We start from the raw sequence: 21,679 nt of genomic DNA on the forward strand, positions 1-21,679 counted from the left end.
CCCCTCAGTCGGTCGCCGCTTCAAGGGCCTGCGCGAGCCGCTCGACTCCGACCACCTGCATCTCGCCGACGCGCCCGGACTTCGGCGCGTTCGCCTTCGGCACGATCGCGCGCTTGAAGCCGTGCGTCGCCGCCTCCTTCAGCCGGTCCTCGCCGTTCGGCACCGGGCGGATCTCGCCGGACAGTCCCACTTCGCCGAACGCGATGGTCTGCTCGGCCAACGGACGATCCCGCAGGGATGACAGCACCGCGAGCAGCACCGGCAGGTCGGCCGCCGTTTCCTGCACGCGGATGCCGCCGACCACGTTGACGAACACGTCCTGGTCGCCAACCCCGATCCCGCCGTGCCGGTGCAGCACCGCCAGCAGCATCGCCAACCGGTTGCCCTCCATGCCGACCGCGACGCGCCGAGGGTTCGACAGCGGCGACGCGTCGACCAGCGCCTGCACCTCGACCAGCAGCGGCCGCGTGCCTTCGCGGGTGACCATCACACAGCTGCCGGGCTGCGGCTCGCGGCTGCCGGACAGGAAGATTGCCGAGGGATTGGGCACCTCGCGCAGGCCCTTGTCGCCCATCGCGAACACGCCGAGTTCGTTGACCGCGCCGAACCGGTTCTTGAACGCGCGCAGCACGCGGAAGCGGCTGCCGCTCTCGCCCTCGAAATACAGCACCGCGTCGACCATGTGCTCCAGCACGCGCGGGCCGGCGATGCCGCCCTCCTTGGTGACGTGGCCGACGAGGAAGACCGACGTGCCGGTCTCCTTGGCGAAACGCACCAGTCGCGCCGCGCTTTCGCGGACCTGGCTGACGGAGCCCGGCGCGGCGCTGAGCTCCTGCGTCCACAGCGTCTGCACCGAATCGGCCACGATCAGTCCGGGACGCATCGCGGCGGCGTGCTCGAGGATCCGCTCGACGCAGGTTTCGGCCAGCGCGTGCACGCCGTCCAGCGGCAGCCCCAACCGCGAACCGCGGCCGGCGACCTGAGCCAGCGACTCCTCGCCGGTGACGTACAGCCCGGGCAGGCTCGGCGCCATCTTGACCACCGCCTGCAGCAGCAGCGTCGACTTGCCGATGCCCGGGTCGCCGCCGACCAGCACCACGGCGCCGTGCACCAGGCCGCCGCCGAGCACGCGGTCGAACTCGCCGATCCCGGTGCCGATGCGCGCGTCCTCGCTGTGGCGGACGTCCTTCAGCGCTGTGACCGCCGGCGCATCCGACTTGCCCGCCCAGCTGCTGCGCCGCGACGCCGCCACGCCGCCCTTGCCCGCTGCCGCCGCGGGTTCGACCACGAACTCGCTGAGCGAATTCCACGCGCCGCACTCGGCGCACTGGCCCTGCCACTTGGTGTGGTCGGCGCCGCATTCGGAGCACACGTAGGCGGTGCGGGACTTGGCGGGCGACTTGGCGGCCATCGGGGTCGGGGATTCGCAGCAGCGCGGGAGCCCGCACTGTACCGGCGCGCGGTCGCGTGCGGCGAGACGCCGACGGGCTTACGCGGCCAGGCGCTGCTCCGCAGCGTCGTTGGACGCCGCGTCAGTGCGGCCGTCGACGGCACTCAGCTCACCGGCCGCGACGATGCCGTAGCCGCGCGCATCGATGTCGCGGATCACGGCCGGCCGCTGCTCGCCGGTCAGCGCCTGCTCCGCGTCGAGCCGACCCCACCAGCGCAACCGTCCCAGCACCCCGACTTCCGCCATCGGCAGTCGCGTCCCCGACGGCGCGAGCACCCACGCCTCCAGGTCGCCCACCACGTACACATCCAGTCGCATCGCCAAGGCGGTCGCCCCATGTCCGAAAAACCGGCGCATGGTGGTCGTCCGCTGGCAACGATCCGGTGAAAAGCGCGCGGCACGCAGATGACACGTTCAGGGTCCGAGCGGGCGGACGAGAGGATCGACCGTGCGAGCATTCCGGCCGCGATGGCGCGCCGTGCCGGCCGATCCAGTGGGTTCTGGCCAGAAACGGCAAGGGCCCGCCGAGGCGGGCCCTTGCTGCAGCTTTCGGAAGAGCTACGGCCACTGGCCAAGGGCCGGGCGGTTCTTCTCGCAGTGACCTGGTGCCGGAAATAGGAATCGAACCTACGACCTACGCATTACGAATGCGCCGCTCTACCAACTGAGCTATTCCGGCGAGGGTGCGGATTGTAGGGCGCGGCCTCCGCACGGGTCAATCAGCGCCCGGAGCGGCAATTGACAGCCGCAATCGTCTGCGCTCAGCTGGCAGGCGTCCGAGACGGCCGCTGACGGTTCCGCCCCGGCGTCCATCCGAACCGGAGTTCGCGCCATGTCCCGCTTGACCCTGTGTCTCTTCGCCGCGCTTCTGGTCGCCGCGGCCCTGCCCGCCATCGCAAATCCCGGCGACAACACCAGCGCATCGGCCATTCGGGCCCAGCAGGCCCAGATCGCCGCGGAGCTTGCCGATCGCAAAGGCCGCTTCAAGGACCTCGACGCGGCGAGGAAGGCCGAACTGCAGGCGCACCAGACGACGGTGCTGTCCCGGCTGGTCAATGTCGAGCAGACCACCGAGCTGCCCGAAACCGACCAGATCGCGGTGTTCAACGCGCTCGAGGCGATCGAGGCAATCGTCAACCAGGCCGAGGACGAGCGGATGGTCTGCGAGCGCTACAAGCCGGTCGGCAGCAACCGCCCGACCACGGTCTGCAAGACCGTCGCGCAGCGCCGGGCGGAGAAGCAGGTCGCCGAGCAGAACCTTTCGCGCGACCAGCAGTGCGTGGACGGCTGGGCCGGCGGCTTCTGCAAGAACTGAAGGCGGTTCCGGCGGGGCCGGCGGATCAATCGATCAGCTGGACCCGCAGTTCCTTCGGCAGTGCAAACACCATGTCCTCGGGCTCGCCGTCGAGTTCGGCCACGTGCAGCGCGCCGAGCTCGCGCAGGCGCTCGATGACGCCGCGGACCAGCACGTCCGGCGCCGACGCGCCCGCGGTGACGCCAACGCGCTGACGGCCGTGCACCCAGCGCGGGTCGATCTCGATCGCGCCGTCGATCAGGTAGGCCTCGACGCCCTCGCGCTCGGCCAGCTCGCGCAGGCGGTTGGAGTTCGAGCTGTTGATCGAGCCGACCACCAGCACCAGGTCGCACTGGGCGGCCAGCTCGCGCACCGCGTCCTGTCGGTTCTGGGTGGCGTAGCAGATGTCGTCGTTCTTCGGGCCCTGCAGCGCCGGGTACTTGGCGCGCAGCGCCTCGATCACGCCGCGCGTGTCGTCGACCGACAGCGTCGTCTGGGTGGTGTAGGCCAGGTTTTCCGGCTGGTCCACCTCGAGGGCCGCGACGTCGGCGATGTCCTCGACGAGGTAGATGCGCCCGCTGCCGGCCTCGCGCCGCCACTGGCCCATGGTCCCTTCGACCTCGGGGTGGCCTTCGTGGCCGATCAGCACCACGTCGCGGCCGGCACGGCAGTGGCGCGCGACCTCCAGGTGCACCTTGGTCACCAGCGGGCACGTCGCGTCGAACACCTTGAGCCCGCGGTCGGCGGCTTCCTCGCGCACGGCCTTCGATACGCCGTGGGCGCTGAAGATCACCGTGGCGCCGTCCGGCACCTCGTGCAGCTCTTCGACGAACACCGCGCCGCGGTGCTTGAGGTCGTCCACGACGAACCGGTTGTGCACCACCTCGTGGCGCACGTAGATCGGCGCGCCGAGCGTTTCGAGCGCGCGCTTGACGATCTCGATCGCGCGGTCGACGCCGGCGCAGAAGCCGCGGGGATTGGCGAGCAGGACGTCCATGGGCCGATTGTACTCCCGCCCTACTTCGTGGCCGCCGCGTCGGGCCTGGTGAACAGGCCGGTCAGGGCGATCCCGATCGCGCCGCCGACGATCGCCATGTCGGCGATGTTGAACGACGGCCAGTACCAGTCGCGCCAGTACCACTGGATGAAGTCGATGACGTGGCCGTGCTGCAGGCGGTCGACGACGTTGCCGACCGCTCCGCCGATAACCAGCGCGTATGGGAGCGCGGTCTTCCAGTCATCGCGGCGGGTGCGCGAGAGCCAGTAGCCGAGCAGGCCCGTGATGGCGGCGGCCAGCACGACGAAGAAATACTTCTGCCAGCCGCCGGCATCGCTGAGGAAGCTGAATGCCGCGCCGGTGTTGTACGTGCGGAACCAGTTCCAGACGCCGTCGATCACCGGCACCGCGGTGTACTCGGGCAGCGACGACAGCACCCAGGCCTTGCTCCACTGGTCGAGCACGAGAACCAGCAGCGACACCGCCAGCCACGGCAGCGCGTTGGGACGAACGGGAGCCATCAGAACCACCTCCGGTCTTCGCCGGCGCCGTCGATGTTGTCGACGCAGCGGCCGCAGAGCGACGGATGCGCGGGATCGCGACCGACATCCGCACGATGATGCCAGCAGCGTCCGCACTTGGCCTTGGCGCTCGGGGCCGCCAGCACGGCGATGTCGGCCACGGAACCCTGGGCCAGCACCTCGACGTCACCGCTGATCAGCAGGAAGCGCAGCTCGTCGACGAACGGCGCCAGCCAGTTCTGGTCTGCCACGCTGGCCTTGAGCTGGATCTCGGCGTCGAGCGCGGCGCCGATCGCGCCGGCGGCGCGCATCGGCTCGAGCGTGCGGCTGACCTCCTCGCGCAGCGCGAGCAGGCGGTCGAAGTCGGCCGCCGACAGTGCGGCATCGTCGGCCAGCGGGGCCAGTCCGTCATACCACGTCGCCATCAGCACGTTGCCCTCGCGCGTCCCGCCGACCGGTGCCGGCAGGTGTCGCCACATCTCGTCGGCGGTGAAGCTGAGGATCGGCGCGATCCAGCGCGCGAACGCCTCGGCGATCCGGTACATGGCGCTCTGCGCGGAACGCCGGCCGCGCGAATCCTCGCGCATCGTGTACAGCCGGTCCTTGGTGACGTCCAGGTACAGCGAGCCCAGGTCCACGCTGCAGAAGTTCGACAGCGCCTGCACGATCTCGGCGAAGTCGTAACGCGCGTAGGCGTCCACGATCCGCTGCTGCAGCTCGTGCGCCCGATGCACGATCCAGCGGTCCAGCGCCACCATGTCGTCGAGCGGGCGCAGGTGCGCAGCCGGCTCGAAGCCGTTGAGGTTGGCCAGCAGGAAGCGCGCGGTATTGCGCATGCGCCGGTAGACGTCGCCACTGCGCTTGAGGATCTCGTCCGAGACGGACATCTCATTGCGGTAGTCGTTCGACGCGATCCACAGGCGCAGCACGTCGGCGCCCATCGCATTGATGACCTTCTGCGGCTCCACCACGTTGCCGAGCGACTTGGACATCTTCTTGCCCTGCGCGTCGACGGTGAAGCCGTGCGTCAGCACCTGCCGGTACGGCGCCACGCCGTCCATCGCCACGCCGGTCAGCAGCGAGCTCTGGAACCAGCCGCGGTGCTGGTCGGAACCTTCGAGGTACAGGTCGGCGGGCTTGGCCAGCCCATCCTGCGGGCGCGCGGCGAGCACGCATTCGTGCGTGACGCCGGAGTCGAACCAGACGTCCAGGATGTCGCTGACCTTCTCGTAGCGAGCGGCCTCGTCGCCGAGCAGCTCGGCTGCGTCCAGCGCGTACCACGCGTCGATGCCGTCGCGCTCCATGCGGTCGGCCACCTGACGCATCAGTTCGGCCGCGCGCGGATGCGGCTCGCCGGTCTCGCGGTCGACGAACAGTGCGATCGGCACGCCCCAGGTGCGCTGGCGGCTGATGCACCAGTCCGGACGCCCTTCGATCATCCCGGCAATGCGGGCCTCGCCCCACTCGGGCACCCAGCCGACCGTGCGGATCGCCGCGAGGGCGTCGTCGCGCAGGTTGGCCTGCTCCATCGAGATGAACCACTGCGGCGTCGCGCGGAACGCCACCGGCGTCTTGTGCCGCCAGCAGTGCGGGTAGCTGTGGGTGAAGCGCGCGGACGCCAGCAGCGTGCCGTTGGCGCGCAGCACGTCGGCGATCGCCTCGTTCGCTTTCCAGATGTGCAGCCCCGCGATCTCGACGCCATCAGCCGGCGGCGTCGACGGCAGGTACAGGCCGCGCCCGTCGACCGGGTTCATCTGTGCAGCGGTGTAGCACTCGAGCAGGCCGTAGCGCTGACCGATCGCGAAGTCCTCCTGGCCGTGGCCGGGCGCGGTGTGCACGGCACCGGTGCCTTCCTCGGCGGTCACGTGGTCGCCGACCAGCACGACGATGTCGCGGTCGGCATAGAACGGATGGTGCAGGTGCAGGCCGTCGAGTTCGGCACCCGTGGCGCGGCCGAGTTCGACGCCTGGCTCCGCGCCGTAGCGCGCGAGCGCCTTGTCGGCAAGCGCCGCGGCCAGCACCAGCAGGCGCCGGCCGCCGTCGGCGCGCACCGGGCCCTCGACCAGCACGTACTCGAGCTCCGGGCCGAGCGACACGGCCAGGCTCGCCGGCAGCGTCCACGGCGTGGTCGTCCAGATCGGAATCGCGACCTCCACCCCTTCGTCGATCGCCACGCCGAACACGGCCGCGAGCTTGGACGGATTGCGGGCCGCGTACGCGACATCGATCGCCAGCGACTGCTTGTCGGCGTACTCGATCTCCGCCTCGGCCAGCGCCGAGCCGCAGTCGAAGCACCAGTGCACCGGCTTCGCGCCGCGCAGCAGGTGCCCGCGCTCGACGATCTTCGCCAGCGCGCGGACGATGCCGGCCTCGGTGGCGAAGTCCATCGTCCGGTACGGCCGGTCCCAGTCGCCGATGACGCCCAGGCGCTTGAAGTCGCGGCGCTGCAGTTCGATCTGCTCGGTCGCGTATTCGCGGCACTTCTGCCGGAACGCGGCGGCGTCGAGCTTGTCGCCCACCTTGCCGAACTTCTTCTCGACCGCGTGCTCGATCGGCAGCCCGTGGCAGTCCCAGCCCGGCACGTACGGGGCATCGAAGCCCGACAGCAGCTTCGACTTGACGATGACGTCCTTGAGCACCTTGTTGACGGCGTGGCCGATGTGGATCGTGCCGTTCGCGTAGGGCGGGCCGTCGTGCAGGACGAACCGCGGCGCGCCGGCGCGCCGTGCGCGGAGGTTCGCGTACAGGTCCTCGGCCTCCCAGCGCGCGAGCGTTTCCGGCTCGCGCTTGGGCAGGTCGCCACGCATCGGGAAGTCCGTCGCGGGCAGGTGCAGGGTGTGCTTGTACGGGTTCTGGTCGCTCACGGGAACCTATCGGCTTGCGGTTTCTTGCGAGAGGTCCGCACACGCAGGTGCGGGCGTTGGTTCGGGGCTTGCAGTGCGGGCGAGCAGCGCGCGCGCCTGCACGGCGTCGCGGTCCATCTGCACCGTCAATGCGGGCAGATCGGGAAATTTCACCTCGTCGCGCAGCTTGGCGACGAACTCGACCTCGATCCGCCGCCCGTAGAGGTCGCCGTCGAAGTCGAACAGATGCGCCTCGAGCAGCGGCTCGATGCCGTCCACGGTCGGCCGGGTGCCGAAGCTCGACACCGATGCGCGCGGCTGGCCGAGGCCGTGCACCCACGTCGCGTAGATGCCCGACAGCGCCGGCCGCTTGCCGCCGAAGCGCAGGTTCGCGGTCGGGTAACCGAGCGTGCGGCCGAGTTGGCGGCCGCGCACGACATGGCCGCCGATCGCGTACGAGCGACCCAGCAGCCGCGCGGCATCGCCGAACGCGCCTTCCTGCAGCGCGGCGCGAATGCGCGTCGCCGACACGCGCTCGCCGTCCAGCTGCACCGGGGCGATCTCGTGCGCGGAAAACCCGTGCCGAAGGCCATGCTCCTGCAGAGTCGCAAGGTCGCCGCCGCGCGCCTTGCCGAACCGGAACCCAGGGCCGACCCAGATCTCGCGCGCCGACAGCCTCTGCACGATGACGCGGCGCACGAATTCGCCCGCTTCCAGGCTGCACAGCGCGCGATCGAAGCGCAGCAGTCCGACCTGGTCAGCGCCCAAGCCGAACAGCCCGAGCGCCTTCGCGCGCGGCAGCTGCAGGCGCGGCGGCGGATCGGCCGGGGCGAAGAACTCGCGCGGCAGCGGTTCGAAGCTCAACGCCACCGACGGCACGCCGAGCGCGCGGCCGCGTTCGACGGCCTGGCGCACCAGCGCCTGATGCCCGAGGTGCAGGCCATCGAAGGCGCCGATGCAGACCACACTGCCGTGCGGGCATCGCGGCCCGCCATCGACGTCTCGGAAAAGCCGGCTCATGCGTGGGTGGACAGGCCCGACGGGCAAGGCCGGGCGCTCTGTTGCGGGAAGCCCGCGAGTATAGCCGGCGCTGCCCGGCTCAATGCCGCAGGTGCCGCGGGCGCAGGCCCAGTGCGATCAACGTCAGGCCGTAGGCCGCCCCGCCGGCAGCGATCGCGGCGAGGAGCCAGGTCCAGCGCCACAGCGTCGGCAGCACGGCCCAGCTGCCGACGTGCGCGCGCACGGCCAGCACCACCGCGGCCATCACCACCAGACCGGCCACGATCCGCAGCAGCCAGCGACCCCAGCCCGGCTCCGGGACGAAGGCCCCGCCGCGACGCAGGTACCGCCACAGCAGCGCGGCGTTGATCACGCCGGCGATCGCGGTGGCGGCCGCGATGCCCGCATGCGCCGCCGCCACCTGGTAGTGCCACAGCGGGGTCACGAAGCCGGCGATCAGCGCCACGTTGACGACGACCGTCACGACCGCCGCGCGCATCGGGGTGCGGGTGTCCTGCTTGGCGTAGAAGGCCGGCAGCAGCACCTTGCTCAGCATGAAGGCCGGAATACCCACGCTCATCGCGGTCAGCGCGTAGCCGACCATCCGGGTGTCGTACGGGGTGAACTTGCCGTAGCGGAACAGCGATGCCGTCAGCGGCTCGGCTAGCAGGGCCAGGCCCACCGCGGCCGGCAGGCCCACCAGCAGGACCGTGCGCAGGCCCCAGTCGATCGCCTTCGAGTAGCCGGCCGCATCGTCGTCGGCGTGGTGGCGGGACAGCTGCGGCAGGATCACCGTGCCGATCGCGACGCCGAACAGACCCAGCGGCAGCTCGGTGAGCCGATCGGAGTAGTACAGCCAAGACTGCGCCTCCGGCACGAGCAGCGCGGCGAACATCGTGCCGACCAGCAGGTTCACCTGCGCGACCGACGACGAGAAGATCGTCGGCACCATCAGCTTGAACACGCGGCGCACGCCCTCGTGCCGCAGATTGAATCTCAGGCGCGGGCGCAGGCCCCAACGCGCCATGGCGGGCCACAGCACCAGCAGCTGCAGGACGCCGGCGCCGACCACGCCCCACGCCAGCGCCATCTCCGGCACGTCGAAGTACTGCGCCAGCAGCAGCATGCCGGCGATGACGCCGATGTTGTGCAGCACCGGAGTCAACGCCGGCAGGCCGAAATGGCGGAACGTGTTCAGCACCGCGCCGGCCAGGGCGGTCATCGAGATCAGCGCCAGGTACGGGAAGGTGATCCGCAGCATCTGCGCCGTCAGGTCGACCAGCTCGGTCTTGCTGTCGTCGGCCAGCAGCAGGAACAGCCGCGCGATCCACGGCGCCAGCAGCATGCCCAGCCCGGTCACGACGATCACCACCGCCAGCAGCGCCCCGGCGACGTGGTCGAGGAAATCCTGGACCGCCGCGTCGTCGCCCTTCTGCTTGAGCTCGGACAGCACCGGCACGAAGGCCGACGAGAACGAGCCTTCCGCGAAGATCCGCCGCAGGTAGTTCGGAATGCGATACGCGACCACGAAGGCGCTGACCGCCGGCCCGGCGCCGAACAGGCTGGCCTGCAACCAGTCGCGCAGGTAGCCGGCAATCCGGGACAGGAAGGTCATGGCGCTGAACACCGCCGTCGAGCGCAGCATGCCCGGCCCGCGCGGCTTTCCGGGGGCCGCGCTCATCCCTGCCCCCGGCCAACCGCGCGGTTGACGCAAGCCACTGAAACCGCCATACTTTTGGGTCTGATTTTCCGCACTTTCATCTTTTACCCGTTTCCAGGAATACGCCGTGGCTAACATCAAGTCCGCCAAGAAGCGCGCCAAGCAGGCTGTCGTGCGCAATGCCCGTAACGCCAGCCAGCGTTCGATGCTGCGCACCGCCGTGAAGAAGGTGCTCAAGGCCCTGGGCGAGAACGACGCCACGGGCGCCGAGACCGCCTTCGCCACCGCCCAGCCGATCCTCGATCGCATGAGCGCCCGTGGCCTGATCCACAAGAACAAGGCCGCCCGCCACAAGAGCCGCCTGACCGCCCGCATTAAGGCGATCAAGGCCGCCTGATCGGCTGCCCCAGCGCTTCAGCGAAAAAACCCGGCTCCGGCCGGGTTTTTTCTTGGTGGCGTCGGTCGTACGCCGCGAGGAGCCCGGCACGAACGGCGTAGCAGCGACCGCGTGCCGCAGTCCGCCGTCGGAACACGCGCCGCAGGCTGTCATCCGCAAGACGCCGTCAGCCGGCGTTGCCGTACGGCTGCTCGGCGGCGGCCGCCTCCGCCGCCTCCTCGCGCTGGCGATCGAAGAACGCCATCACGTCGAGCATGATCGGCCAGGTGCCCTCGCGCCCGATCGCCGACACGAGGTACCAGCGGTCCTTCCAGCCGAGTTCGTCGACCACCGCCTGCGCCGCGGCCTGCTGCTCTTCCTCGAGCAGGAGGTCGGCCTTGTTGAGGACCAGCCAGCGCGGCTTGTTCAACAGTTCCGGGTCGTGCTTCCCGAGCTCGCGCTCGATCGCGCGCACCTGATCCGCCGGGGTCACGCCCTCGACGCCGCCTTCCATCGGGGCGATGTCGACCAGGTGCAGCAGCAGGCGCGTGCGCTGCAGGTGCCGCAGGAACTGCGCGCCGAGCCCGGCGCCATCGGCGGCGCCCTCGATCAGGCCCGGGATGTCGGCGATCACGAAGCTGCGGTGCGCCTCGACGCTGACGACGCCGAGGTTGGGATACAGCGTCGTGAACGGGTAGTCCGCGACCTTCGGCGTGGCCGCCGAGACTGCACGGATCAGGGTGCTCTTGCCCGCATTGGGGAATCCGAGCAGACCCACGTCGGCGAGCAGCTTGAGCTCGAGCTTGAGCTCGCGCTCCTCACCCGGCAGGCCCGGCAGCGCCTTGCGCGGGGAGCGATTGATCGAGCTCTTGAAGTGCATGTTGCCCAGGCCGCCCTTGCCGCCGTGCGCGACCAGCAGCCGGTCGCCGTGGCGGGTCAGGTCGCCGATGACCTCGTCGGTGCCGACATTGGTGACGACCGTGCCGACCGGCACCGGGATGACCAGGTCCTGCCCGGCCTTGCCGTACATCTGCCGGCCCATGCCGTTCTCGCCGCGCTGGGCGCGGAACTGCCGCTGGTGGCGGAAATCGACGAGCGTGTTGAGGTTCTCGTCGGCCACGAGCCACACGCTGCCGCCGTCGCCGCCGTCGCCGCCGTCGGGCCCGCCGAGCGGGATGAACTTCTCGCGCCGGAACCCGACGCAGCCGTTGCCGCCGTTGCCTGCGCTGACCTGGATTTCGGCTTCGTCGACGAGTTTCATTTCAGGACCGTTGGGAGTGATGCGGATGCGAACGCGTCGAAGACGCCTGGTAATGGGCACTTCGCGGCGGAGGGGTCTCGCCAAGGATACGGTGGCCCGTGAGGAGCGCGCCTTCTGCCTCGACGGACAGCGCCCCGCAAACGAAAAACCCCGCCGAAGCGGGGCTCCTCGCGAATCAGGCGGTGCAACCCGGGCCGGAGGCCGGGGCTGCGCGCCGATCACTCGGCGACGACGCTGACGGTGCGGCGCTTCTTCGGGCCCTTGGTCGAGAACTCGACCTTGCCGTCGACCAGCGCGAACAGCGTGTGGTCGCGGCCGAGGCCGACGCCCATGCCCGGGTGGAACTGGGTGCCGCGCTGGCGAACGATGATGTTGCCGGCTTCGATCGCCTGGCCGCCGTACATCTTGACGCCGAGGTACTTCGGGTTGGAGTCGCGGCCGTTGCGGGTGGAACCTACGCCCTTTTTGTGTGCCATGGCTGCTGCTCCTTACTTGTTGTCACCACCGGCGATGCCGGTGATCTGGATTTCGGTGTAGTGCTGACGGTGGCCCATCTGCTTGCGGTGGTGCTTGCGGCGACGGAACTTCACGATGCGCACCTTGTCGGCGCGGCCGTGGCCGATCACCTTGGCCGACACGACGGCGCCCTTGAGCGCGTCACCGACCTTCACGCCATCGCTGCCACCCAGCATCAGGACGTTGTCGAGCTTCAACTCGCTGCCGGCTTCGGCATCGAGCAGCTCAACGCGCAGGGTTTCGCCCTGCATCACGCGGTATTGCTTACCGCCGGTAACCACAACTGCGTACATGACCAGATTCCTCTGTAGTTATTTTGGTCGCTGTCGCACCCGTCGAGGGGCGGACAGAAGCGGAATTCTAGGGCTTTCAGCGAGTTAGAGCAAATGGCTTGAGCCCGGTGGCTCGGCGGTCCTGCCTGATTGCCCCTACAGGTCGCCACGCCCGCAGCGGTTGACGCCCGCCAGCGGCTTGCTTGGGGGCGCACCGGGCGCCCCGCGGGCACGCGGAACCGATAAACGGTATATTAAGACCGACAGGCGGAAATCATCGCCTTCCTCTCCAGCGGATCGCCCGGGCGCGTGCAAGGATTGCGCCACCGGGCGGTCCCTGGTCCTCGATACCTGACCACGCGAGTCGCCGTGTCGGGCCGGCGGGCGCGCCTGGCACTCCCCTCGGCCTCGGGCGGTGACGGTTGACCCCTTCGCGCCGGTGGGGATTCGCCGCGCTTCCCGTGTGCGACCGACGCCCCGCGTGGGCCAGCCCACGCCCGCCACAGCGGGCTCTGTCAGCGGCGGGACCAGACGACGCATTCAACGGCCGGCACGCCGGCATGAAGCATTCACGCGGAGCGAGACAACCGCGAACGCCGCTCCGTTGGCGCATCCGCGCGTTGCCTGGGGCGCATTTGCCCCCATCCAGTGGTGTCGTTACGCTCACTGGTTGGCCGTGATTCCACGCGGCTACCTCCCCCTGAAGGCCCACGATGGCGATGGATTTCATCCGCATCCGCGGAGCGCGGACGCACAACCTCAAGAACATCGATCTCGACCTGCCCCGCGAGAAGCTGATCGTGATCACCGGCCTTTCCGGATCCGGAAAGTCCTCGCTCGCATTCGACACGATCTACGCCGAAGGCCAGCGCCGCTACGTCGAGTCGCTGTCGGCCTACGCGCGCCAGTTCCTGTCGGTGATGGAAAAGCCCGACCTCGACCACATCGAAGGCCTGTCGCCGGCGATCTCGATCGAGCAGAAGTCGACGTCGCACAACCCGCGCTCTACGGTCGGCACGATCACCGAGATCTACGACTACCTGCGCCTGCTGTACGCGCGCGTCGGCAAGCCGCGCTGCCCGGACCACGGCTACCCGCTGGAGGCGCAGACCGTCAGCCAGATGGTCGACCAGGTGGTGGCGCTGTCCGAAAAGCCCGAGACGGCCGAGCAGCGCTACATGCTGCTGGCACCGGTGATCCGCGAGCGCAAGGGCGAGCACGCGCAGGTGTTTGACCAGCTGCGCGCGCAGGGCTATGTGCGCGTGCGCGTCGACGGCGTGCTGCACGAGATCGACGCGGTGCCGCCGCTGGCGCTGCGGGTCAAGCACACGATCGAGGCGGTGATCGACCGCTTCAAGCCGCGCGAAGACCTCAAGCAGCGCCTGGCCGAGTCGTTCGAGACCGCGCTGAAGCTTGGCGACGGGATGGCGTCGGTGATGTCGCTCGACCACGCCGATGCGGCGCCGCTGCTGTTCTCGTCGAAGTACAGCTGCCCGGTGTGCGAGTACTCGCTGCCGGAACTCGAGCCACGGCTGTTCTCGTTCAACTCGCCGATCGGCGCGTGCCCGACCTGCGATGGCTTGGGCGTGGCGCAGTTCTTCGATCCGGCGCGGGTCGTCGTGCACCCGGAGCTGTCGCTGGCGGCCGGCGCGGTGCGCGGCTGGGACCGCCGCAACGCCTACTACTTCCAGCTGATCCAGTCGCTGGCCAAGCACTACCGGTTCGACGTCGACGCCGCGTGGCAGTCGCTCGACGAGGACGTGCGCCAGGCGATCCTGTTCGGCAGCGGCACCGAACTGGTCAACTTCACCTACCTCACCGAAGGCGGAACGCGGCACCAGCGCAAGCACCGCTTCGAAGGCATCGTGCCGAACCTCGAACGGCGCTACCGCGAGACCGAGTCCGCGGCAGTGCGGGAGGAACTGGCCAAGTACATCAGCGAGCGCGCGTGCACCGAATGCGGAGGCGCGCGACTGAACCGCGCCGCCCGCAATGTCTTCGTCGCCGACCGCCCGCTGCCGTCGATCGTCGTGCTGCCGGTCGACGAGGCGCTGGCGTTCTTCAAGGGCCTGAACCTGCCCGGCTGGCGCGGCGAGATCGCGACCAAGATCGTCAAGGAGATCGGCGACCGCCTGCGCTTCCTCGTCGACGTCGGCCTCGACTACCTGACGCTGGAGCGCAAGGCCGACTCGCTGTCCGGCGGCGAAGCGCAGCGCATCCGCCTGGCGTCGCAGATCGGCGCCGGTCTGGTCGGGGTGATGTACGTGCTCGACGAGCCGTCGATCGGCCTGCACCAGCGCGACAACGAGCGCCTGCTCGGCACCCTCACCCGACTGCGCGACCTCGGCAATACGGTGATCGTCGTCGAGCACGACGAAGACGCGATCCGGCTGGCCGACCACGTCGTCGACATCGGCCCCGGCGCGGGCGTGCACGGCGGCGAAGTGATCGCCAGCGGCGAGCTGGCCGACATCCTCAAGGCGCCACGCTCGCTGACCGGCCAGTACCTCAGCGGGAAGAAGCGCATCGAAGTGCCGGCCAAGCGGCACAAGCCCGACCCGAAGACCACCTTCCACCTGCGCGGGGCCACCGGCAACAACCTCAAGGACGTCGACCTGGCGATCCCGACCAGCCTGCTGACCTGCATCACCGGCGTGTCCGGATCGGGCAAGTCGACGCTGATCAACGACACGCTGTATGCGATCGCGGCCAACGAGCTCAACGGCGCATCGCAGACGCCGGCCCCGTACCGCTCGCACGACGGCATCGAGCTGTGGGACAAGGTCGTCGACATCGACCAGTCGCCTATCGGCCGCACCCCGCGTTCCAATCCGGCGACCTACACCGGGCTGTTCACGCCGCTGCGTGAGCTGTTCGCGCAGGTGCCGGAGGCGCGCGCGCGCGGCTACTCGCCGGGCCGTTTCAGCTTCAACGTGCGCGGCGGGCGTTGCGAGGCGTGCCAGGGCGACGGCCTGATCAAGGTCGAGATGCACTTCCTGCCGGACGTGTACGTGCCGTGCGACGTCTGCGGCGGCAAGCGCTACAACCGCGAGACGCTGGAGATCCTCTACAAGGGCTACAACATCAACGACGTGCTCGAGATGACCGTCGAGGACGCGCTCGGCCTGTTCGAGGCGATCCCGGCGATCTCTCGGAAGCTGGAAACGCTGATGGACGTCGGCCTGAGCTACATCAAGCTCGGCCAGAGCGCGACCACGCTGTCCGGCGGCGAGGCGCAGCGGGTCAAGCTGTCGAAGGAGCTGTCGCGCCGCGACACCGGGCGCACGCTGTACATCCTCGACGAGCCGACCACCGGCCTGCACTTCCACGACATCGAGCACCTGCTCGCGGTACTGCATCGCCTGCGCGACGACGGCAACACGGTCGTGGTGATCGAGCACAACCTCGACGTGATCAAGACCGCCGACTGGGTCATCGACCTCGGGCCGGAGGGCGGACACCGCGGTGGCACGATCCTGGCCACCGGCACGCCGGAGCAGATCGCCGCGCTGCCGCACTCGCACACCGGGCGTTTCCTCGCGCCGCTGCTCGGCATTACCCCGGGCGAAGGCGCGCGCAAGTCGCCTGCCAAGCCAGCGAAGAAGAAGGCGACGACCGCATGAGCGATGTCGCGACGAAGAAGGTGCGCGCGCCGGCCGCCCGAAAGCGGGCCACGTCGACGCCGGCCGCTGCCGAGACCGCCGCCGCGCCAGCGCCAGCGGCGTCGACCGAACTGATCCGCGTGCTGCTGTCGGTGCGCTGGCGCGACCTCGACGCGTTCAATCACGTCAACAACTCGACCTACCTCAGCTACCTCGAGGAGGCCCGGCTGCGCTGGATGATGGGATTGCCGGGCGAATGGCTGGACGACCAGGTCGCGCCGGTGGTCGCCGCGTCGACGCTGAACTACCGCCGGCCGATCGAGTGGCCCAACGACGTCGTGGTCGAACTCTTCGTCGAGCGCGTCGGCAATTCGTCGGTGACGATCGGGCACCGGATCGTAGGCGCCGCCGGCGGTGCTCCGCTGTACTGCGACGGCAACGTGGTGCTGGTCTGGATCGATCGCGCCAGTGGCCAGGCCGCCCCCCTGCCGGCGGCCGTTCGCGCCTCGTGCGCCTGATCGACGCGACTGCGACCCGCTAGGGTGCCGGCTTGCGCGCCTCGAATTCGGCGCGCAGCGGCCCGCCCTTGCTCAGCAGGAACTCGACGACGACGCGGCTGCCGGGCTTCAACGGACCGGTCGGCTGCATCAGCATCAGGTGGAGGCCGCCGGGCTTCAGCGTCGCGGCGCCGTCGGGCGCGATGCGCAGATCGGGTACCGCGCGCATGCGGCTGACGCCATTGACGAGCCGGGTCTCGTGCAGCGACACGTCGCCGAACAACGGGCTGCGGGCGCCGACGATCGTGACCGGCACCGGACACGGGTTCTCGATGCGGGCGAATCCGGCCAGCATCGGCATTGAAGCCGGCGGCAGGCGCACCCACGCGTCGCGCACGCGCGGTGCGCATTCGCTCGCCGGGACGGCACCGGGCGCGGCGAGCGCCGCGATCAGCAGCAGGGTCGGAATCAGGGCGGGCGTGCGCATGCGCCTATGATACCGGCGCATCCCGTCCGCTTCGCTGACCGCCCCGAGGACCTTCAGATGAGCCTGGTCGAAACCCACTCGCACGGCGCGATCGTCGAGATCCGCCTGGCCCGCCCGCCGGTCAACGCGCTCGATCCCACGCTGTGCGCGGACATCCGCAAGGCGATCGACGCCGCGGTGCGCGGCGGCGCGCACGGGCTGGTGCTGTCGGGCGGCGGCGCCGTGGACGGGCCGAAGGTGTTCTCCGGCGGGCTCGACGTGCCGTACCTGCTGTCGCTCGGCGACGACCGCGCAGCGCTGACCGCGGCGTGGGAGTCGTTCTTCGCGACGGCGCAGGCGCTGGCGGCGTGCCCGGTGCCGGTGGTCGTGGCCATCGGTGGCCACGCGCCCGCCGGGGGCTGCGTGCTGGCGCTGTGCTGCGACTACCGGGTGATGGCGTCGGGACCGTTCCGCATCGGCCTCAACGAAACGCAGGTCGGCCTGCCGGTGCCCGAGGGCATCCAGCGGCTGATGCGCCGCGCCGTCGGCATCAACCGCGCCGAGCGGCTGCTGGTCGCGGGCGAGATGGTCGAGGCGGAAACGGCACTTGCGTACGGGCTCGTTGACGAATTGGTCGGCATCGACGAGGTCGGCCAGCGTGCGCGCATGTGGCTCGAAGGGCTGCTGGCGCTGCCGCGCGGCCCGCTGCTGGAAACCCGCGCGATCGCCCGCGCCGACGTGATCGACGCGCTGCGGCCCGAGCACATCCGGCTCGACCGGTTCATCGATGCCTGGTCCACCCCGGACTGCCAGGGCGCGCTGCGCGCGCTGGTCGCGCGCCTCGGGAAGTAGGCCGGGTCGACCGGCGTCAGGCTTCGCCGGTCGCCACCGGTCGGGCGGGATCGGCGATCCAGCCGCTCCACGAGCCGGTGAACAGCTGCGCGCCCTTGATGCCGGCGCGCTCCATGGCCAGCAGATGGTGGCAGGCGGTCACGCCCGAGCCGCACATGACGATGGCCTCTTCGGCCGGGCGACCGCCGAGCAGCGCGCGGAACTCGTCAGCCAGTTGCGCCGGCGGCTTGAAGCGGCCGTCGACGAGGTTTTCGGCGAACGGGCGACTGATCGCGCCCGGCACGTGGCCGGCCACCCGGTCGATCATCTCGTTCTCGCCGCGGAAGCGGTCCGCGGCGCGGGCGTCGACCAGCAGCGCCCCGGCGGCGAGCCGCTGCTGCACCTGTTCGGCGTCGAGCAGCCTCGCCGCGTCGAACGCGCCGGCATAGCGCGCCGGCACCGGCTTGCGCACGTGCGTGTCGACCGGCAGCGACAGCGCGGTCCAGCGCAGCCAGCCGCCGTCGAGCACCGCCACCTTCTCGTGCCCAAGCGCGCGCATCAGGAACCACAGGCGGGCCGCATACGCGCCGTCGCCGCCGTCGTAGGCCACCACCTGGTGCTGCGGCGTGATGCCCCAATCGCCCAGGCGCGCGGTGAACCTCGCGGCGCTGGGCCACGGGTGGCGGCCGGCGCCGGTGCGCGTCATGTCCGAGAGGTCGCGGTCGAGCGAAGCGAACACGGCGCCGGGAATGTGGCCTTCGAGGTAGGCCATCTCGCCCGCCGCGGGATTGATCAGCGACGACCGACAATCGACGATCGCGATGTCGGATCGCCCGAGCGCAACGCCCAGCGTTTCGGCCTGTACGAGGTTGGTCCATCCGGGCATGGCGTCGTCTCCGCTGTTAACGACGGCATGGTGACAGGTCGGATGCGCGCGCGGCTTCACCGCCTCCCCCGTGATCGGTCGGAGCCGTCAGTCCAGGCCGAGCCGCTGGCGCAGGTTGAACAGGATCGACGCGGTCACGCCCCAGATACGCTGACCGGGCGCGTGGTCGTGGGCGACGTACTCGTGCACGCGGCGGGGCCGGCCGCGGAACTCGATGTCGTGCGCGAGCAGGCTGTCGGGCGCCAGCAGGAAGGCGAGCGGCAGCTCGAAGACCGCGGCCACTTCGGCCGGGTCGGGCGTGGCGATGTAGTCCGGCCGCACCGCCGCGACGACCGGGAGCACCCGGAACCCGGTCACCGTGACCAGCGGATCGAGGAAGCCCAGCGGGTCGATCAGGGGCGCGGCGATGCCGACTTCCTCGTGGGTTTCGCGCAATGCCGCCTGCACCGCGTCGCCGTCGTCGGCCTCCACGCGCCCGCCGGGAAAGCTGACCTGGCCGGCGTGGTTGCGCAGCGCGTCGGTGCGCCGCGTGAGCAGCACGGCCAGGCCGTGTTCGCGCGGGACGAGGCCGACCAGCACGGCCGCCTCGGTCAGCGCCACGTCCGGCGTCAGGAAATCGTCGACCTCGCCGACGTTCCAGCCGACTCCCTCCGGCGGCGCGTCGAGCCGGTGCAACGAGGACGCGATGCGGCGCGCATCGCGCAGCAGCAGCTCGTCGGTCGAACCGTTCACCCGCGGCGCGACTCGCGCTCCGGGAGCACCGACTCCATCAGCCGCAGCCGTTCGTTGTCGTCCATCTGCGACCAGCGCGCGATCTCGGACGTCGTGCGGTGGCAGCCGCCGCACAGGCCGTCATCGGCGATCGTGCACACACCGATGCAGGGGCTGAGGACGGCGCGGTAGGGAGAGAGCATCGGACTTCCAGCAACGGCGTCGCCAAGCGAGCGCCTGCGAACCACGAACGGCGCGCCCGACCGGACGACGCCACAAAAAAATTGAGCCGGACTCTGCCGGCTCAATCCTTGACGCATGGTGCCGGACTTACTTGACGCTGACCAGCTTGATCTCGAACTGCACGGCCGCATTCGGCGGGAACGGCAGGCTCGGGTCGGCGCCGTAGGCCTTATCGGCCGGCAGCGTCACCTCCCACTTCGAGCCGGCCGGCATCTGCTGCAGGACTTCCCGCATCGCCGGCATCTCGATCTCGCTCAGCTTGATCTCCGGGGTCGGCTGGGCCGGACGCGCCGGCGTCGGGCGCTCGCCCCACAGGAACGGGCCAGCCACTTCCAGCTTCACGGTGCTCGCGGCGGCCGGCTTGGCGCCGGTGCCGTTCTCGATCACGCGGTACTGGACGCCGCTGGGCAGCGACTTCACGCCCGGCTTGCCCTTGTTGGTGGCCACGAACGCGTCGCTCTTGGTCTTGTTGGCGGCGGCGGCCTTGTCCCAGTCGGCCTTGGCCTTCTGCGCGCGGGCCTGCTCGCGCTTCTGGAAGTTCTCGAACACCGGGCGCAGCTGGTCGGCCGGAACGGTCGGCTGCTTCTTCGCCATCGCGTCCTGGATGCCCTTGGACACCGACGCGGGGTCGAGCTGTTCGCCACGGGCGGCCAATTCGGCGAGCTTGACGCCGTGGTCATAGCCGAGCGCGTAGCTCAGCTTGCCCTTCTCCGACGAGGTGTCCTGTGCGACGGCGCTGCCGGCGGCCAGTGCAAACGCCGCCACGGCGACGGCAATCAAACGCAACTTCATTAAGTGGAACCTCCGGTAGTGGCACAAAGACAGCCTGCCGAGTCGACGGGGGAAGGCCGAGGCCTCCGGCAACCCGTCGCGACAGCGCTCGACTGTCCCGATTGTTGCGTCGATCCGGGGGTCCGGAAGGACGCGGTAGGATAGCGGCGCCCGCCCTTAACCGCTACTGACGCCAACGGCTCAGACCGCGTCGGCACGGGCGAGTTCCCAACCCGCCACAGCGCGCGCACGTCGCGCCGGAGCCCTGCCCCGCCCATGACCGATTCCCCGCTGCTGATCGAAGACCGCGGCGCCGTCCGCGTGATCACCGTGAACCGACCCGACAAGCTGAACGCGCTCAACGCCGCGACGCTGGACGCGCTCGCCGCCGCGTTCGCCGACGCCGGCGCCGATCCGTCGGTGCGCGCGGTGGTGCTGACCGGATCCGGGCCGAAGGCGTTCGTCGCCGGCGCTGACATCGCCGAAATGAACGGGCTGACGCCGGTGCAGGGGCGCGATTTCTCGCAGCGCGGCCAGCGGATGATGCGCCGCGTCGAGAAGCTGCCGAAGCCGGTGATCGCGATGATCAACGGGTTCGCGCTCGGCGGTGGGCTCGAACTGGCGATGTGCTGCCACCTGCGCGTGGCGGCCGACACGGCGAAGGTCGGCCAGCCGGAAATCAACCTCGGACTGATCCCGGGCTTCGGCGGCACCCAGCGGCTGCTGCGGCTCGCCGGCCGCGCGGCGACGCTGGAGCTGTGCCTGGTCGGGGCGCCGATCGACGCGGCACGCGCGCATGCGCTCGGCATCGTCAACCGCGTCGTCCCGGCCGCTGAACTGGAGACCGAGACGCTGAAGCTGGCCGAACAGCTCGCCGCCGCCGCGCCGCTGGCGCTGCGCGGCATGATCGACTGCATCAACGTCGGCGGCGAAGTCGGGCTCGAGGAAGGCCTCGAGTACGAATCGGCGCAGTTCGGCCTGGTGTTCTCGACGGCCGACATGCGCGAAGGCACGGCGGCGTTCCTCGAGCGGCGCAAGCCGGCGTTTAGCGGCGAGTAGACCGGTGGGCCCGAATGCGACGACGCCGTGCCCCTGCGGCTGCGCCAGCGGCGAGGGGGACGTCTACCACCGCATTGCCGATGCGCTGGGCCGCGACGACGTCGATGCGGCGCTCTCGCTCGGCCTGCTGACGGCCGCCCCATGCCCGGCGTGCGACGCCGACTGTCGCGCGCGCGTCGAGCGGATCCGCCAACAGCGCCGTGACGCGCTGGCCGCGCGCGAGCGCTACCGTGCGCGCGCCGAGCGCCTGGCTCGACGCGCGGCCGAACGCGACGCCCGCCGCGGCGCTCCCGCGACGACAGCTGCAGCGGGCCCGACCGCGCCCGCGCTGTCCGGCGCCGCCGCGGCCGCCCTCGCCCGCGCCAAGGCGCGCGCGGCGGGACGGCACACACCGTGACCCGCGGCGGCGCACGCGGCGCGAAGC

The 21,679-nt window shown here is 70.3% G+C and carries 20 protein-coding genes, 1 tRNA gene and 1 pseudogene; 7 read left to right on the plus strand and 15 right to left on the minus strand.

Annotated features, from left to right (window positions below):
* Positions 1-4: 4 nt before the first annotated feature.
* The 3 genes from radA to D3A60_RS10035 all read right to left on the minus strand — a co-directional run bounded on the left by radA (position 5) and on the right by D3A60_RS10035 (position 2,129).
* On the minus strand, positions 5-1,411 hold the full coding sequence (gene radA, locus D3A60_RS10025; protein WP_119718522.1) for a DNA repair protein RadA: 1,407 nt from the start codon (positions 1,409-1,411) through the stop codon (positions 5-7).
* A gap of 78 nt (positions 1,412-1,489) precedes the next feature.
* On the minus strand, positions 1,490-1,774 hold the full coding sequence (locus D3A60_RS10030) for a hypothetical protein (RefSeq protein WP_119718523.1): 285 nt from the start codon (positions 1,772-1,774) through the stop codon (positions 1,490-1,492).
* Between the two features lie 279 nt (positions 1,775-2,053).
* Positions 2,054-2,129, minus strand: a tRNA-Thr gene (locus D3A60_RS10035).
* 153 nt (positions 2,130-2,282) lie between these two features.
* Between D3A60_RS10035 and D3A60_RS10040 the strand changes: the two genes are divergently transcribed.
* Positions 2,283-2,765, plus strand: coding sequence for a hypothetical protein (locus D3A60_RS10040; protein ID WP_157981459.1), 483 nt, complete (start codon positions 2,283-2,285; stop codon positions 2,763-2,765).
* 25 nt (positions 2,766-2,790) lie between these two features.
* On the opposite strand, the gene ispH is transcribed toward D3A60_RS10040, so the two are convergent.
* The 5 genes from ispH to murJ form a co-directional block, all read right to left on the minus strand.
* On the minus strand, positions 2,791-3,741 hold the full coding sequence (gene ispH / locus D3A60_RS10045; protein ID WP_119718525.1) for a 4-hydroxy-3-methylbut-2-enyl diphosphate reductase: 951 nt from the start codon (positions 3,739-3,741) through the stop codon (positions 2,791-2,793).
* Between the two features lie 20 nt (positions 3,742-3,761).
* Positions 3,762-4,262, minus strand: coding sequence for a signal peptidase II (lspA, locus tag D3A60_RS10050; protein WP_119718526.1), 501 nt, complete (start codon positions 4,260-4,262; stop codon positions 3,762-3,764).
* On the minus strand, positions 4,262-7,069 hold the full coding sequence (gene ileS, locus D3A60_RS10055; RefSeq protein WP_231120506.1) for an isoleucine--tRNA ligase: 2,808 nt from the start codon (positions 7,067-7,069) through the stop codon (positions 4,262-4,264). The genes lspA and ileS overlap by 1 nt, the downstream gene beginning before the upstream one ends.
* 63 nt (positions 7,070-7,132) lie before the next feature.
* Entirely contained in the window at positions 7,133-8,125 is a 993-nt protein-coding gene (locus tag D3A60_RS10060) for a bifunctional riboflavin kinase/FAD synthetase (protein WP_119718528.1), read from the minus strand.
* A gap of 79 nt (positions 8,126-8,204) precedes the next feature.
* On the minus strand, positions 8,205-9,785 hold the full coding sequence (gene murJ / locus D3A60_RS10065; protein ID WP_231120461.1) for a murein biosynthesis integral membrane protein MurJ: 1,581 nt from the start codon (positions 9,783-9,785) through the stop codon (positions 8,205-8,207).
* Positions 9,786-9,891: 106 nt separating this feature from the next.
* Here murJ and rpsT point away from each other — a divergent pair, with 106 nt between their 5' ends.
* Positions 9,892-10,161, plus strand: a complete 270-nt coding sequence (gene rpsT / locus D3A60_RS10070) for a 30S ribosomal protein S20 (RefSeq protein WP_119718530.1) — start codon at positions 9,892-9,894, stop codon at positions 10,159-10,161.
* Between the two features lie 166 nt (positions 10,162-10,327).
* Here rpsT and cgtA read toward each other — a convergent pair whose 3' ends face one another.
* From cgtA to rplU, 3 genes are all read right to left on the minus strand, one after another.
* On the minus strand, positions 10,328-11,401 hold the full coding sequence (cgtA, locus tag D3A60_RS10075) for an Obg family GTPase CgtA (protein WP_119718531.1): 1,074 nt from the start codon (positions 11,399-11,401) through the stop codon (positions 10,328-10,330).
* A gap of 218 nt (positions 11,402-11,619) precedes the next feature.
* The gene (gene rpmA / locus D3A60_RS10080; protein WP_119718532.1) at positions 11,620-11,877 is read right to left on the minus strand and encodes a 50S ribosomal protein L27; all 258 of its coding nucleotides are present in this window, start codon (positions 11,875-11,877) and stop codon (positions 11,620-11,622) included.
* 12 nt (positions 11,878-11,889) lie between these two features.
* Entirely contained in the window at positions 11,890-12,210 is a 321-nt protein-coding gene (rplU, locus tag D3A60_RS10085; RefSeq protein ID WP_119718533.1) for a 50S ribosomal protein L21, read from the minus strand.
* A 692-nt stretch (positions 12,211-12,902) separates the two neighbouring features.
* Here rplU and uvrA point away from each other — a divergent pair.
* A complete protein-coding gene (uvrA, locus tag D3A60_RS10090; protein WP_119718534.1) occupies positions 12,903-15,812 on the plus strand; it encodes an excinuclease ABC subunit UvrA in 2,910 nt (969 codons plus the stop codon).
* Positions 15,809-16,309 (plus strand): acyl-CoA thioesterase, encoded by a 501-nt coding sequence (locus D3A60_RS10095; protein WP_119718535.1) that lies wholly within the window; start codon positions 15,809-15,811, stop codon positions 16,307-16,309. Before uvrA ends, D3A60_RS10095 begins: the two co-directional genes overlap by 4 nt.
* Before the next feature lie 19 nt (positions 16,310-16,328).
* On the opposite strand, the gene D3A60_RS10100 is transcribed toward D3A60_RS10095, so the two are convergent.
* Entirely contained in the window at positions 16,329-16,775 is a 447-nt protein-coding gene (locus D3A60_RS10100; protein ID WP_231120462.1) for a copper chaperone PCu(A)C, read from the minus strand.
* Positions 16,776-16,832: 57 nt separating this feature from the next.
* Between D3A60_RS10100 and D3A60_RS10105 the strand changes: the two genes are divergently transcribed.
* Entirely contained in the window at positions 16,833-17,606 is a 774-nt protein-coding gene (locus D3A60_RS10105; protein ID WP_119718536.1) for an enoyl-CoA hydratase/isomerase family protein, read from the plus strand.
* A gap of 16 nt (positions 17,607-17,622) precedes the next feature.
* Here D3A60_RS10105 and D3A60_RS10110 read toward each other — a convergent pair whose 3' ends face one another.
* The 3 genes and pseudogenes from D3A60_RS10110 to D3A60_RS10120 all read right to left on the minus strand — a co-directional run bounded on the left by D3A60_RS10110 (position 17,623) and on the right by D3A60_RS10120 (position 20,217).
* Positions 17,623-18,471 (minus strand): sulfurtransferase, encoded by an 849-nt coding sequence (locus D3A60_RS10110; protein WP_119718537.1) that lies wholly within the window; start codon positions 18,469-18,471, stop codon positions 17,623-17,625.
* A gap of 87 nt (positions 18,472-18,558) precedes the next feature.
* Positions 18,559-19,385: pseudogene (locus tag D3A60_RS10115) on the minus strand (NUDIX hydrolase).
* A 127-nt stretch (positions 19,386-19,512) separates the two neighbouring features.
* On the minus strand, positions 19,513-20,217 hold the full coding sequence (locus tag D3A60_RS10120) for an FKBP-type peptidyl-prolyl cis-trans isomerase N-terminal domain-containing protein (RefSeq protein ID WP_119718538.1): 705 nt from the start codon (positions 20,215-20,217) through the stop codon (positions 19,513-19,515).
* Positions 20,218-20,472: 255 nt separating this feature from the next.
* On the opposite strand from D3A60_RS10120, the gene D3A60_RS10125 reads away from it, so the two are divergent.
* Complete coding sequence (locus D3A60_RS10125; protein ID WP_119718539.1) at positions 20,473-21,255, plus strand: enoyl-CoA hydratase/isomerase family protein; 783 nt, start codon at positions 20,473-20,475, stop codon at positions 21,253-21,255.
* 73 nt (positions 21,256-21,328) lie between these two features.
* On the plus strand, positions 21,329-21,652 hold the full coding sequence (locus D3A60_RS10130) for a hypothetical protein (protein ID WP_119719075.1): 324 nt from the start codon (positions 21,329-21,331) through the stop codon (positions 21,650-21,652).
* The last annotated feature ends 27 nt before the right edge of the window (positions 21,653-21,679 follow it).

The sequence above is a fragment of the Cognatilysobacter tabacisoli genome, from assembly GCF_003586305.1.
In the GTDB taxonomy this organism is placed as follows: Bacteria; Pseudomonadota; Gammaproteobacteria; order Xanthomonadales; family Xanthomonadaceae; genus Cognatilysobacter_A; species Cognatilysobacter_A tabacisoli.

What these genes read in the sequence shown, in the direction of transcription:
- radA (WP_119718522.1), bottom strand. Translation starts at nt 1,411, where the DNA reads ATGGCCGCCAAGTCGCCCGCCAAGTCCCGCACCGCCTACGTGTGCTCC.
- D3A60_RS10040 (WP_157981459.1), top strand. Translation starts at nt 2,283, where the DNA reads ATGTCCCGCTTGACCCTGTGTCTCTTCGCCGCGCTTCTGGTCGCCGCG.
- ispH (WP_119718525.1), bottom strand. Translation starts at nt 3,741, where the DNA reads ATGGACGTCCTGCTCGCCAATCCCCGCGGCTTCTGCGCCGGCGTCGAC.
- lspA (WP_119718526.1), bottom strand. Translation starts at nt 4,262, where the DNA reads ATGGCTCCCGTTCGTCCCAACGCGCTGCCGTGGCTGGCGGTGTCGCTG.
- ileS (WP_231120506.1), bottom strand. Translation starts at nt 7,069, where the DNA reads ATGCGTGGCGACCTGCCCAAGCGCGAGCCGGAAACGCTCGCGCGCTGG.
- D3A60_RS10060 (WP_119718528.1), bottom strand. Translation starts at nt 8,125, where the DNA reads ATGAGCCGGCTTTTCCGAGACGTCGATGGCGGGCCGCGATGCCCGCAC.
- murJ (WP_231120461.1), bottom strand. Translation starts at nt 9,785, where the DNA reads ATGAGCGCGGCCCCCGGAAAGCCGCGCGGGCCGGGCATGCTGCGCTCG.
- cgtA (WP_119718531.1), bottom strand. Translation starts at nt 11,401, where the DNA reads ATGAAACTCGTCGACGAAGCCGAAATCCAGGTCAGCGCAGGCAACGGC.
- rpmA (WP_119718532.1), bottom strand. Translation starts at nt 11,877, where the DNA reads ATGGCACACAAAAAGGGCGTAGGTTCCACCCGCAACGGCCGCGACTCC.
- rplU (WP_119718533.1), bottom strand. Translation starts at nt 12,210, where the DNA reads ATGTACGCAGTTGTGGTTACCGGCGGTAAGCAATACCGCGTGATGCAG.
- uvrA (WP_119718534.1), top strand. Translation starts at nt 12,903, where the DNA reads ATGGCGATGGATTTCATCCGCATCCGCGGAGCGCGGACGCACAACCTC.
- D3A60_RS10095 (WP_119718535.1), top strand. Translation starts at nt 15,809, where the DNA reads ATGAGCGATGTCGCGACGAAGAAGGTGCGCGCGCCGGCCGCCCGAAAG.
- D3A60_RS10100 (WP_231120462.1), bottom strand. Translation starts at nt 16,775, where the DNA reads ATGCGCACGCCCGCCCTGATTCCGACCCTGCTGCTGATCGCGGCGCTC.
- D3A60_RS10105 (WP_119718536.1), top strand. Translation starts at nt 16,833, where the DNA reads ATGAGCCTGGTCGAAACCCACTCGCACGGCGCGATCGTCGAGATCCGC.
- D3A60_RS10110 (WP_119718537.1), bottom strand. Translation starts at nt 18,471, where the DNA reads ATGCCCGGATGGACCAACCTCGTACAGGCCGAAACGCTGGGCGTTGCG.
- D3A60_RS10120 (WP_119718538.1), bottom strand. Translation starts at nt 20,217, where the DNA reads ATGAAGTTGCGTTTGATTGCCGTCGCCGTGGCGGCGTTTGCACTGGCC.
- D3A60_RS10125 (WP_119718539.1), top strand. Translation starts at nt 20,473, where the DNA reads ATGACCGATTCCCCGCTGCTGATCGAAGACCGCGGCGCCGTCCGCGTG.